The sequence below is a fragment of the Pseudomonas sp. NFX71 genome, assembly GCF_048079215.1.
Lineage (GTDB): Bacteria > Pseudomonadota > Gammaproteobacteria > Pseudomonadales > Pseudomonadaceae > Aquipseudomonas > Aquipseudomonas fluorescens_B.
Genome location: NZ_CP182230.1, coordinates 2527906 through 2541235 on the forward strand (window position 1 = coordinate 2527906; position 13330 = coordinate 2541235).

Here is a 13330-nt window from a genome sequence, read left to right on the forward strand (position 1 = left end):
ATGCGTCATTACGAAATCATCTTTTTGGTCCACCCGGATCAAAGCGAGCAAGTCGGCGGCATGGTTGAGCGTTACACCAAGCTGATCGAAGAAGACGGCGGCAAAATCCACCGTCTGGAAGATTGGGGCCGTCGTCAACTGGCCTACGCAATCAACAATGTTCACAAGGCTCACTACGTGATGCTGAACGTTGAGTGCACTGGCAAGGCCCTGGCCGAGCTGGAAGACAACTTCCGCTACAACGATGCAGTGATCCGTAACCTGGTCATCCGTCGCGAAGAAGCCGTTACCGGCCAATCCGAGATGCTCAAGGCTGAAGAAAACCGCAGTGAGCGCCGTGAGCGTCGCGACCGTCCTGAGCACGAAGGCGCTGAAAGCGCTGATAGTGATGACAGCGACAACAGCGATAACGCTGACGAGTAATCCACGGACCTTTTAAGGAGCCTATCAAATGGCACGTTTCTTCCGTCGTCGTAAATTCTGCCGCTTCACCGCTGAAGACGTGAAAGAGATCGATTACAAAGATCTCAACACTCTGAAAGCTTACGTATCCGAGACCGGCAAAATCGTTCCAAGCCGCATCACCGGTACCAAAGCACGTTATCAGCGTCAGCTGGCCACCGCTATCAAGCGCGCCCGCTTCCTGGCCCTGCTGGCCTACACCGACAGCCACGGCCGCTGAGACCGGGCAGTCGACACGTAGCAAAGGATTGAAAGCATGCGTGCCTTAGCTGAGTTCATCATGCGCGGCCGTATGCAGGCCACTCTCGTAGTGGCTGGATGCGCAACATTGCCGTTGTTGTATTGGTTGGGTGCTGCCGCCGGATGCCTTGTGCTCCTGCGGCGCGGATTGAAGGACGCCCTTGGCGTACTTGCTCTGGGACTGCTGCCGGCGTTGATCTGGTGGCTTTACTCCGATGACCCACGGGCACTCCTGGTGCTGCTGGGGTCTTCGAGCCTTGCGTTGGTTTTGCGCGCAAGCGAGTCCTGGAACCGCGTGCTGCTGGTCAGCATAGCGATGGGAGTGGTGTTTGCAGTGGTGCTGGGGACAGCTTTTGCTCCCCAAATCGAGATGCTGGCGCAGGCCTTGATAAAGGTCATGCCGTCGCTACTCGGTGATGTCTACCAGAAGTTGTCGGTAGACGAGCAAGCGCATTTTGCGTCCCTGATTGCACCGGTCCTGACCGGCCTGATTGCGGCCTTGTTGCAAATCGTCAGTGTGCTGAGCCTGATTGTCGGGCGCTACTGGCAGGCGTTGTTGTACAACCCGGGTGGTTTTGGTCGCGAGTTTCGCGCCATCCGATTCCCGCTTTTACCAGCGATGTTGCTGCTGGCGTGCATGCTTCTGGGGCCGAACATCGGTCCACAGATGGCCATGTTGACGCCGTTGTGCAGCGTACCGCTGGTGTTCGCCGGGCTGGCCCTGATTCACGGGCTGGTGGCGCAAAAGCGACTGGCCAGGTTCTGGCTGGTGGGGTTGTACGTCACGCTGTTGCTGTTCATGCAGCTGATCTATCCGTTGCTGGTGGTTCTGGCCATCGTCGACAGCCTGATTGATTTTCGCGGTCGTCTGGTGTCGAAAGACCCCGATAACGCGAACGGTGAAGGTTAAAAGTTAAGAGGATTTTCACATGCAACTGATCCTTCTGGAAAAAGTCACCAACCTGGGCAACCTGGGTGACAAAGTGAACGTTAAGGCTGGTTACGGTCGTAACTACCTGCTGCCTTACGGCAAAGCTACCGCCGCGACCCCAGCCAACCTGGCTGCGTTCGAAGAGCGTCGCGCTGAGCTGGAAAAAGCCGCAGCAGACCGTAAAGCATCGGCTGAAAGCCGTGCCGCCCAACTGGCTGAGCTGGAAGTGACTATCACTGCCACCGCTGGTGACGAAGGCAAGCTGTTCGGTTCGATCGGTACTCACGATATCGCTGATGCACTGACCGCCTCTGGCGTTGAAGTTGCCAAAAGCGAAGTTCGTCTGCCGAACGGCACCATCCGCAACGTAGGCGAATTCGACGTAGCCGTGCACCTGCACGCCGAAGTTGAAGCCACCGTACGCGTTGTCGTGGTAGCAGCTTAAGCAGCACTTGTCGGCTGGCACCCTCGGGTGCTTGTCGGTAACATCGGGCACGATCCTGTTTACAGGTCGTGCCCTTTGTCTTTCTGAACCCCCCAGCTTTTCTTAAATAAACCTAGTGGCCATGAACGATATCTCCGCTCCCGAGCAATACGATCTGCAAACCGCTGCCCTGAAGGTGCCGCCGCATTCCATCGAGGCCGAACAGGCTGTGCTCGGTGGTCTGATGCTGGACAACAACGCCTGGGAACGTGTGCTCGATCAAGTCTCCGACGGCGATTTCTACCGGCATGACCACCGCCTGATCTTCCGCGCGATCGCCAAGCTCGCCGACCAGAACTCCCCGATCGACGTCGTGACCCTTGCCGAGCAATTGGACAAGGAAGGTCAGACTTCGCAGGTCGGCGGCCTCGGTTACCTCGGCGAGTTGGCGAAAAACACGCCGTCCGTCGCCAACATCAAGGCCTATGCGCAGATCGTCCGCGCGCGGGCAACGCTGCGGCAGTTGATCGGCATCGCGACCGAGATTGCCGACAGCGCCTTCAACCCGGAAGGCCGCACCGCTGAAGAGATTCTCGACGAAGCCGAGCGTCAGATTTTCCAGATCGCCGAGGCCCGGCCTAAAACCGGCGGCCCGGTGAGCGTGAATGACCTGCTGACCAAGGCAATCGACCGCATCGACACCCTGTTCAACACCGACAACGCCATCACTGGCCTGTCGACGGGTTACACCGACCTTGATGAAAAGACCAGCGGCCTGCAGCCAGCCGACCTGATCATCGTCGCCGGCCGTCCGTCCATGGGTAAAACCACCTTTGCGATGAACCTGGTGGAAAACGCCGTGCTACGCAGCGACAAGTGCGTGCTGGTGTACTCGCTCGAGATGCCAGGTGAATCGCTGATCATGCGTATGCTCTCGTCCCTCGGCCGCATCGACCAGACCAAGGTCCGTGCCGGTCGACTGGACGACGACGATTGGCCGCGCCTGACCTCGGCGGTCAACCTGCTCAACGACCGCAAGCTGTTCATCGACGATACGGCGGGTATCAGCCCTTCGGAAATGCGCGCGCGGACCCGGCGCCTGGTGCGTGAGCACGGCGATGTTGCCCTGATCATGATCGACTACCTGCAATTGATGCAGATTCCGGGTTCCGGTGGTGACAACCGGACCAACGAGATTTCCGAAATCTCCCGCTCCTTGAAAGCCCTGGCCAAGGAATTCAATTGCCCGGTGGTGGCGCTGTCACAGCTCAACCGCTCCCTGGAGCAACGACCGAACAAACGCCCGATCAACTCCGACCTCCGGGAATCCGGAGCGATCGAGCAGGATGCCGACGTCATCATGTTCGTGTACCGGGACGAGGTGTATCACCCGGAAACCGAACACAAAGGCATCGCCGAGATCATCATCGGCAAGCAGCGGAACGGCCCGATCGGCACGTCGCGACTGGCGTTCATCGGCAAGTACACCCGCTTCGAAAACCTGGCGCCGGGCAGCTACAACTTCGACGACGAGTAACCCGGCAAAAACCTGTGGCAAAGCAGCTTTTGTGGCGAGGGAGCTTGCTTCCGCTTGAGTGCGCAGCGCTCACAAGATTGTGGGGCCGCTTCGCAACCCAGCGGGAGCGAGCTCCCTGGCCACAAAGGCGTGACCTTAAGATCGGCGCTCAAAACAACCACCGACATTTCCGACCATAGCCGTCGGAATTGGTTATTTTTTGTGCTATATTCCGCGCCCGCGATTTTTCATCTCAACACCGGTCATCGTCATGCAAACAGCCAAGCCGTTATTTGACTATCCCAAGTACTGGGCCGAATGTTTCGGTCCAGCGCCATTCCTGCCAATGAGCAGGGAGGAGATGGATCAGCTTGGCTGGGATTCGTGCGACATCATCATCGTCACCGGTGATGCCTACGTTGACCATCCGTCGTTCGGCATGGCGATCATCGGCCGGCTGCTGGAGTCGCAAGGCTTCCGCGTCGGGATCATTGCCCAGCCGAACTGGCAGTCCAAAGACGACTTCATGAAACTCGGCGAGCCGAACCTGTTCTTCGGCGTCGCGGCCGGCAACATGGACTCGATGATCAACCGCTACACCGCCGACAAGAAAATCCGTTCCGACGACGCCTACACCCCCGGTGGCCTGGCGGGCAAACGTCCGGATCGTGCGAGCCTTGTTTACAGCCAGCGCTGCAAGGAAGCCTACAAGAACGTGCCGATCGTGCTTGGCGGCATCGAAGCGTCCCTGCGCCGCATCGCCCACTACGATTACTGGCAGGACCGGGTGCGCAACTCGATCCTGATCGACGCCTGCGCTGACATCCTGCTCTACGGCAACGCCGAGCGTGCGATCGTCGAAGTTGCCCAGCGTCTGTCCTACGGTCACAAGATCGAAGACATCACCGACGTGCGCGGCACCGCGTTCATCCGTCGCGATACGCCGAAAGACTGGTACGAAGTCGATTCCACGCGCATCGACCGTCCGGGCAAGATCGACAAGATCATCAACCCGTACGTGAACACCCAGGACACTCAGGCCTGCGCCATCGAGCAGGAGAAGGGCCCGGTTGAGGACCCGAGCGAAGCCAAGGTCGTGCAGATCCTGGCGAGCCCGAAAATGACTCGCGACAAGACCGTGATTCGTCTGCCATCGGTTGAAAAGGTCCGTGGCGACGCGGTGCTTTATGCCCACGCCAACCGTGTGCTTCACCTCGAAACCAACCCGGGCAACGCCCGTGCGCTGGTGCAGAGGCATGGCGAAGTCGACGTCTGGTTCAACCCGCCGCCGATTCCGATGACCACTGAAGAAATGGACTACGTGTTCGGCATGCCTTACGCACGTATCCCGCACCCGGCGTACGGCAAGGAAAAAATCCCGGCCTACGACATGATCCGTTTCTCGGTGAACATCATGCGTGGCTGCTTCGGTGGCTGCACGTTCTGCTCGATCACCGAGCACGAAGGCCGGATCATCCAGAACCGTTCCGAAGAGTCGATCATTCGCGAAATCGAAGAGATCCGCGACAAGGTCCCAGGCTTTACCGGCGTCATTTCCGACCTCGGCGGCCCGACCGCGAACATGTACCGAATCGCCTGCAAGAGCCCGGAAATCGAATCCGCGTGCCGCAAGCCATCGTGCGTTTTCCCGGGTATTTGTCCGAACCTGAACACCGACCACTCGTCGCTGATCCAGCTGTATCGCAGCGCCCGTGCCTTGCCGGGTGTGAAGAAGATTTTGATCGCGTCCGGCCTGCGTTATGACCTTGCGGTCGAGTCGCCGGAATACGTCAAGGAGCTGGTGACCCACCACGTCGGTGGTTACCTGAAGATCGCCCCGGAACACACCGAGGAAGGTCCGCTCAACCAGATGATGAAACCGGGCATCGGCAGCTATGACAAGTTCAAGCGCATGTTCGAGAAGTACTCCAAGGAAGCCGGGAAAGAGCAGTACCTGATTCCGTACTTCATCGCCGCTCACCCGGGCACCACCGACGAAGACATGATGAACCTGGCCCTGTGGCTCAAGGGCAATGGCTTCCGCGCCGACCAGGTGCAGGCGTTCTACCCGTCGCCGATGGCCACCGCCACCGCGATGTACCATTCGGGCAAGAACCCGCTGCGCAAGGTCACTTACAAGAGCGACGCCGTGACCATCGTCAAGAGCGAAGAGCAGCGTCGTCTGCACAAGGCGTTCTTGCGTTACCACGACCCGAAAGGCTGGCCGATGCTGCGTGAAGCGTTGACCCGCATGGGCCGCGCCGACCTGATCGGGCCAGGCAAGAACCAGCTGATTCCGCTGCATCAGCCGGCGACCGACAGCTATCAGAGTGCCCGTCGCAAGAACTCGACGCCGGCGGGCAGCCATAAAGTGGCGGGTGAGAAGACCACCAAGATCCTGACCCAGCACACTGGCCTGCCACCGCGTGCCAGCGATGGCGGCAACCCGTGGGACAAGCGTGAACAGGCCAAGGCGGCGGCATTCGCCCGCAACCAGCAGGCGGCCAAGGAGCGCAAGGATGCGGCCAAAGGCAAAGGACCCAAGCCTGCGCGCAAGCCGGTGGTACCACGGTAAACACTGACCGCTGACAACAGAACGCCAACCTTCGGGTTGGCGTTCTGCGTTTCTGGATCGGTGATCACCTGTGGCGAGGGCGCTTGCTCCCGCTCGACTGCGAAGCAGTCGCAAACCAGCTGGCACGTCTTGATGGAAGGGACTCATTACCTGATTCAGGGCCGCTGCGCGCCCCAGCGAGAGCAAGCTCCCTCGCCACAATGACGGCGTACACTCACTCCTGCGCCACAAATGCGTGCAACTCCCCCAAACCAATTCTCCGCATTGCCCGATTTTGGTGCTGTACTGCCTAAGCAAATCTATGAAAGCGCCAGCGCCACTGGATGGCATAAGTCTTGCGCGCTTTCGAATACGCTCAAGGCTCGCAGGAGGCACGCCGTGTCGATTCATGTCGCATTGCACCACGTCACGCATTACCGCTACGACCGCGCCGTCGAGCTCGGGCCGCAGATCGTTCGCCTGCGCCCGGCCGCCCACAGTCGCACGCGGATACTGTCGTACGCGCTGAAAGTCTCGCCCGAGCAGCATTTCATCAACTGGCAGCAGGATCCCCAGGGCAATTACCTGGCGCGGTTGGTGTTCCCGGAGAAAACCGCGGAACTGCGGATCGAAGTCGATCTGCTGGCAGAGATGGCGGTGTTCAATCCGTTCGACTTTTTCCTCGAGCCTTACGCCGAACAGATCCCTTTCACCTACGCTGCCGACGAGCGCAAGGAACTGGCGCCGTACCTGGAAACCTTGCCCCTGACGCCGAAGTTCAAGGCGTATCTGAACGGTATCGACCGCACGCCGTTGCCAAGCGTGGATTTCCTTGTCGCGCTGAACCAGCGGCTGAGCGAAGACATTGGCTACCTGATTCGTATGGAGCCGGGTGTGCAAACGCCTGAACACACGCTTGAGCATGCCTCCGGTTCCTGCCGCGACTCGGCGTGGTTGCTGGTGCAATTGCTGCGCAATCTCGGGCTGGCCGCTCGTTTCGTCTCCGGTTACCTGATTCAACTCACCGCCGACGTCAAAAGTCTGGATGGCCCTTCTGGTACCGAGGTGGACTTCACTGATTTGCACGCCTGGTGCGAAGTCTATTTGCCGGGGGCCGGCTGGATCGGCCTGGACGCGACGTCGGGGCTGTTTGCCGGTGAAGGGCACGTTCCGTTGGCGTGTAGTCCCGATCCGGGCTCTGCGGCACCGATCAGTGGCTTGGTGGAACCGTGCGAGTGCGAATTCACCCATGAAATGTCCGTGGAGCGGATTTGGGAAGCGCCGCGGGTCACCAAGCCCTACACCGAGGATCAATGGCTGGCGATCCAGGCGCTGGGCCGGCAGATCGATGCCGACCTGCTGGAAGGCGACGTTCGCTTGACCATGGGCGGGGAGCCGACCTTCGTCTCCATCGATGATCCAGACGGCGCCGAGTGGAACACCGCTGCGCTCGGGCCGGACAAGCGTCGCCTGTCCGCCGAACTGTTTCAGCGCATGCGCAAGCGTTACGCGCCGAAGGGCCTGGTGCACTTCGGTCAAGGCAAGTGGTACCCCGGCGAGCAACTGCCGCGCTGGTCGCTGAACTGTTACTGGCGTCGGGACGGCGTGCCGATCTGGCACAACAGCGCGCTGATTGCCGACGAGCAGGAAGACTACGGCGCCGATGGCGAGCTGGCGGGGCGCTTTCTGGCAAGTGTCGCCGAACGTTTGAAAATTCCGACACGTTTTGTGTTCCCGGCTTACGAAGACAATTTCTATTACCTCTGGCGCGAAGGCACGTTGCCGCAGAACGTCAGCGCCGAAGACTCACGACTGGAAGAGCCGCTGGAGCGTGCGCGTCTGCGTAAAGTCTTCAGTCAGGGGCTGGATAAAGTAATCGGCCAGGTCCTGCCGCTGGCGCGCACCGCCAAGGGCGATCAATGGCAAAGCGGTCGCTGGTACCTGCGCGACGAGCACTGCCGCTTGGTGCCGGGGGATTCGCCGCTGGGCTATCGCTTGCCGCTGGGATCGCAGCCGTGGGTCAAGGCCGCCGAGTATCCGTTCATCTATCCCAACGACCCTAACCAGGAATTCCCGGCGCTTCCGGACACCCAGCAGCTGAACAGCCCCGGAGCCGCGGCTGAAGCGGTCGAGCGGGATCTGGAGGTCGACGAATCCGCCGACTGGCTGACGCGCACCGCGTTTTGCGCCGAGGCGCGGGAAGGGCGCTTGTACCTGTTCATGCCGCCGCTGGAGCGGGTCGAGGATTATCTGGAACTTGTCACCGCGATCGAGGCCACGGCGCAGGAGTTGCACTGCCCGGTGTTGCTGGAAGGCTATGAGCCGCCGAGCGATCCGCGTCTGAGCAACTTCCGCATCACCCCGGACCCGGGCGTGATCGAGGTGAACGTGCAGCCGTCCGCCACATGGGACGAACTGGTCGAGCGCACCGAGTTTCTCTACGAAGAGGCGCGCCAGACCCGGCTGACCACCGAGAAATTCATGATCGATGGCCGACACACTGGCACCGGTGGCGGTAACCATTTCGTACTGGGTGGCGCGACGCCGGCTGACTCACCGTTTCTGCGTCGTCCCGACCTGCTGCGCAGCCTGATCAGTTACTGGCACAACCATCCGTCGTTGTCCTACCTGTTCTCCGGGCTGTTCATCGGCCCGACGTCCCAGGCACCGCGCGTCGATGAGGCACGCAACGATGCGCTGTACGAGCTGGAAATCGCCTTTGCACAAATGCCTGAACCGGGCGAAGAGTGCGCGCCATGGCTGGTGGATCGGTTGTTGCGCAACCTGTTGATCGACGTGACTGGCAACACCCACCGCGCCGAGTTCTGCATCGACAAGCTTTATTCACCGGACGGCGCGACGGGGCGCCTTGGTTTGCTGGAGTTGCGTGCCTTTGAAATGCCACCGCATGCGCGCATGAGTCTGGCGCAACAGTTGTTGCTGCGAGCGCTGGTCGCGCGATTCTGGCGCGAGCCTTATGCGCCGCCGAAACTGGCGCGCTGGGGCACTGAATTACACGACCGGTTCCTGTTGCCGCACTTTATCGAACAGGATTTCGCCGATGTCATCGTTGATCTCAACGCCTCGGGTTACCCCGTGCGGGCCGAGTGGTTTGCCGCGCATCTGGAGTTCCGCTTTCCCAAGGTCGGCGACTATGCCGTCAGCGGCATCGAACTGGAAGTGCGCCAGGCGCTCGAGCCGTGGCATGTGCTGGGCGAGGAGGGCGCCGTCGGTGGCACGGTACGGTATGTGGATTCGTCCCTTGAGCGTTTGCAGGTCAAGCTCACCGGCCTGCCGCCGCAACGTTATTTGCTGACCTGCAACGGCGTTCCGATGCCCTTGCAGCCCACCGGGCGGGTTGGCGAGTTCGTGGCCGGCGTGCGTTTCCGCGCCTGGCAGCCGGCCAACTGCCTGCAACCGACCATTGCGGTCCATGCGCCGCTGGTGTTCGACCTGCTCGACACCTGGATGCAGCGGTCGCTGGGGGGCTGTCAGTACCACGTCGCCCATCCGGGCGGGCGCAACTATGACAGCTTGCCGGTGAACGCCAATGAAGCCGAAAGTCGGAGAATGGCGCGTTTCTTCCGCATCGGACACAGCCCAGGGAAACTTCCTATCCCGATTCTGGAAGTTAACGACGAGCTGCCGATGACTCTCGATTTGCGACGTTTCTAAACCGTACGCGACGCTCGGATTTTTCGTATATCCGGGCGTCATGAGCCTGCGTTAGTCTGACCGTTCCTTGCTGTCTGCCGAGCTTTCCATGCCTGACCTGCTAGACCGCTACCCGCTGACGGCGGGCACTTATCACGAACTGCTCGACAACAGCGGCGCGGTGCGTCCGCACTGGCGTCGGCTGTTCGACCAGTTGCAACGCAGTACGCCCGCGCAGCTGGTGCAGCGTCAGGCACTGCTGACCCGGCAGATCCAGGAAAACGGCGTGACCTACAACGTCTACGCCGATCCCAAGGGCGCGGACCGACCGTGGGAGCTGGACCTGCTGCCGCATGTGATCGCCGCGGATGAGTGGGCGCTGTTGTCAGCCGGGATCGCACAGCGGGCGCGTCTGTTGAATGCCGTCCTGGCGGATTTGTACGGGCCGCAGCGGCTGATCGCTGAAGGCTTGCTGCCGGCTGAACTGGTGTTCGGTCACAACAACTTCCTCTGGCCCTGTCAGGGCATCACGCCGCCCGACGGGGCCTTTCTGCATCTGTATGCCGTGGATCTGGCGCGCACGCCCGACGGGCGCTGGTGGGTCACGGCGGATCGGACTCAGGCACCGTCCGGCGCGGGTTACGCCCTGGAAAACCGCACGATCGTGTCCCGGGCCTTCCCCGAGTTGTACCGAGATTTGAAGGTGCAGCATCTGGCCGGGTTCTTCCGCACGCTGCAGGAAACCCTGGCCCGTCAGGCACCGAGCGATGATGAAGCGCCGTTGGTGGTACTGCTGACACCGGGGCGTTTCAACGAAAGCTACTTCGAACATCTGTACCTGGCGCGGCAGCTCGGTTATCCGCTGGTGGAGGGCGGCGACCTCACGGTGCGCGATGCCACGGTGTACCTGAAAACCCTGAGCGGCCTGCGTCGCGTCCACGCGATCATGCGCCGCCTCGACGACGACTTCTGCGATCCGCTGGAATTGCGCACCGACTCTGCGCTGGGCGTGCCGGGCCTGCTCGAAGCCGTGCGGCAGGGGCGAGTGCTGGTGGCCAACGCGCTGGGCAGCGGCGTTCTCGAGTCGCCAGGACTGTTGGGCTTTCTACCGAGGATCAATCAATTCCTGTTTGGCGAAGAGCTGATTCTGCCCTCCATCGCCACATGGTGGTGCGGCGAAGCGCCGGTGCTGGCCCAGGCATTGGAAAAGTTGCCGGAGCTGCTGATCAAACCGGCGTTTCCTTCGCAGAGTTTTGCGCCGGTATTTGGCCGTGACTTGAGTGAAAAACAGCGCCAGACCCTTGCTGAGCGCATGCAGGCGCGACCTTACGCCTATGTGGCGCAAGAGCTGGCGCAATTGTCCCAGGCGCCGATCTGGCAGGCTGAGGACGGTCAGTTACAGCCTCGGGCGATCGGCATGCGCATGTATGCGGTGGCCAGTCGCGATGGCTATCGGGTGCTGCCCGGTGGTTTGACCCGTGTGGCCGCCGAGGCCGATGCCGAAGTGGTGTCGATGCAACGTGGCGGCGCGAGCAAGGACACCTGGGTGCTGGGGGATCGGCCACCGAGCGGCGAGCAGTGGAAAGCCCAGCGCAGCATCGGCGTGCACGACCTGGTGCGGCGCGATCCGTATCTGCCGTCCCGGGTCGTGGAAAACCTGTTCTGGTTCGGCCGCTACTGTGAACGCTGCGATGACAGCGCTCGGTTGCTGCGGATCATGCTGGCGCGCTACGTCGACGGCGACGACCCGCAAGCTCTGGAGGCGGCTGTCGAGCTGGGCGAGCGGTTGATGTTGCTGCCCGATGAAGGCGAATTGCCTGAACGGTTACTGGCGGCGCTGCTCGGCGACGACTGGCCGTTCAGCCTGCGTTCCAACCTGCAGCGCTTGCAGTGGGCGGCTTCGCAGGTGCGCGGCAAGCTCTCGCGGGAAAACTGGCAGGCGCTGGTGGAGTTGCAGCGCGAGGCAATCGAGCTGGAAACCGAAGAGCCGGATTTCGGCGAGTTGCTGGATTTCCTCAACCGTCTGGTGATGTCGCTGGCGGCGCTGTCGGGTTTTGCCCTCGACGACATGACCCGGGACGAAGGCTGGCGCTTCCTGATGATCGGCCGGCGGATCGAGCGCCTGCAATTTCTCAGCGGCAGCCTGGCGGCGTTCCTGCGCGGTAGTGGTGCCTTCGACCAGGCCGGACTTGAATGGCTGCTGGAACTGGGCAACAGCAGCATCACCTACCGCTCGCGGTATCTGGCGGTGGCGCAATTGATCCCGGTGCTGGACCTGTTGCTGCTCGATGAGCAGAACCCTCACGCCGTGTTGTTCCAGCTGAAACTGGTCACTCGCACCCTCAAGCGGTTGAACGATGATTTTGCTGTGCCGCGCGAAGCGGGGCTGCCGCACTTGGTGGAGCGGCTGGCGCGCTTCGATCTGGGGTGCCTGGAGAATTCGTTGTTCGGCGATGCCAGCGTTCGTGCCGCCATAGAGGGTCTGGCCGATCTGCTGCAAGAGATCGCTGACGCCAGCGGACAAGTGTCGGATCGTCTGGCGTTGCGCCATTTCGCCCATGTCGATGATGTCAGCCAGCGCACGGTGTCCGTCTGATGAGCGCCCGTTACCAGATTTTCCACGACACCCATTATCACTACGACAGCCCGGTGTCCCTCGCCCAGCAATTGGCACACCTGTGGCCGCGATCGTGTGCCTGGCAGCGCTGCACCGAGCAGCAATTGCAGATCAGCCCCGATCCGACATCGCGCCGGGACGAGCTGGATGTGTTTGGCAACCCGCTGACCCGACTGGCATTCGAGCGGCCGCACGATGAACTATTGGTCAACGCCCGGCTCACCGTCGAAGTGATGTCCCGGCCAACGCTGGATTTCAATCAATCCCCGGCCTGGGAAGACACCCGCAACGCACTGACCTACAGCAGTCAGCCGCTTTCTCCTGAATTGCTGGAAGCTTGCCGTTACCGGTTCGAATCGCCCTATGTGCATCTGAAGCGCAACTTCGTCGAGTTCTCGGAAAGTTGTTTCCCGGCGGGCCGTCCGTTGTTGCTCGGCGTTCAGGCGCTGATGGAGAAAATCTTCAGCGAGTTCACCTTCGACGCCGAAGCGACGCAGGTGGCAACGCCACTGGTGGAAGTGCTGGAGCGCCGGCGCGGGGTTTGCCAGGACTTCGCTCACCTGATGCTCGCTTGCGTGCGTTCCCGCGGGTTGGCGGCTCGTTACATCAGCGGTTACCTGCTGACTCAGCCACCGCCCGGCCAGCCACGGCTGATCGGTGCCGACGCCTCGCATGCCTGGGTTTCGGTTTTTTGCCCGATGCTGGGCTGGGTGGATTTCGATCCGACCAACAATGTGCAGCCGGCGCTGGAACACATCACCCTGGCCTGGGGCCGGGATTTCTCCGATGTCTCGCCGTTGCGGGGGGTGATTCTGGGGGGCGGTAATCACGACCCGGAAGTCCGCGTCACCGTAATGCCACTGGAGTAACGCAGGGCCAGCAGCGTAACTGCTGACCCTGGACACAGATCCGGTGGGCCTGATCAGATCATC

General features: G+C 61.3%; 9 protein-coding genes. All 9 read left to right on the forward strand.

Annotation, left to right across the window (positions count from 1 at the left end; translation table 11 throughout):
• The 9 genes from rpsF (at position 1) to ACM1ZW_RS11685 (ending at position 13267) form a co-directional block, all read left to right on the forward strand.
• A complete protein-coding gene (rpsF, locus tag ACM1ZW_RS11645; RefSeq protein WP_003217491.1) occupies positions 1–423 on the forward strand; it encodes a 30S ribosomal protein S6 in 423 nt (140 codons plus the stop codon).
• A gap of 28 nt (positions 424–451) precedes the next feature.
• A complete protein-coding gene (gene rpsR, locus ACM1ZW_RS11650) occupies positions 452–682 on the forward strand; it encodes a 30S ribosomal protein S18 (protein ID WP_002551829.1) in 231 nt (76 codons plus the stop codon).
• A 36-nt stretch (positions 683–718) separates the two neighbouring features.
• On the forward strand, positions 719–1612 hold the full coding sequence (locus ACM1ZW_RS11655; RefSeq protein WP_017336264.1) for a hypothetical protein: 894 nt from the start codon (positions 719–721) through the stop codon (positions 1610–1612).
• A gap of 19 nt (positions 1613–1631) precedes the next feature.
• The gene (gene rplI, locus ACM1ZW_RS11660; RefSeq protein ID WP_007939577.1) at positions 1632–2078 is read left to right on the forward strand and encodes a 50S ribosomal protein L9; all 447 of its coding nucleotides are present in this window, start codon (positions 1632–1634) and stop codon (positions 2076–2078) included.
• Between the two features lie 121 nt (positions 2079–2199).
• Positions 2200–3594: a replicative DNA helicase gene (gene dnaB, locus ACM1ZW_RS11665; RefSeq protein ID WP_017336265.1), complete on the forward strand. Its 1395-nt coding sequence runs from the start codon at positions 2200–2202 to the stop codon at positions 3592–3594.
• 250 nt (positions 3595–3844) lie between these two features.
• Complete coding sequence (locus ACM1ZW_RS11670; RefSeq protein ID WP_017336266.1) at positions 3845–6148, forward strand: YgiQ family radical SAM protein; 2304 nt, start codon at positions 3845–3847, stop codon at positions 6146–6148.
• A 378-nt stretch (positions 6149–6526) separates the two neighbouring features.
• Positions 6527–9802: a DUF2126 domain-containing protein gene (locus ACM1ZW_RS11675; protein WP_416740575.1), complete on the forward strand. Its 3276-nt coding sequence runs from the start codon at positions 6527–6529 to the stop codon at positions 9800–9802.
• Between the two features lie 88 nt (positions 9803–9890).
• Positions 9891–12377: a circularly permuted type 2 ATP-grasp protein gene (locus ACM1ZW_RS11680; protein ID WP_414878177.1), complete on the forward strand. Its 2487-nt coding sequence runs from the start codon at positions 9891–9893 to the stop codon at positions 12375–12377.
• Entirely contained in the window at positions 12377–13267 is an 891-nt protein-coding gene (locus tag ACM1ZW_RS11685) for a transglutaminase family protein (protein WP_017336269.1), read from the forward strand. The genes ACM1ZW_RS11680 and ACM1ZW_RS11685 overlap by 1 nt, the downstream gene beginning before the upstream one ends.
• Positions 13268–13330 lie beyond the last annotated feature (63 nt).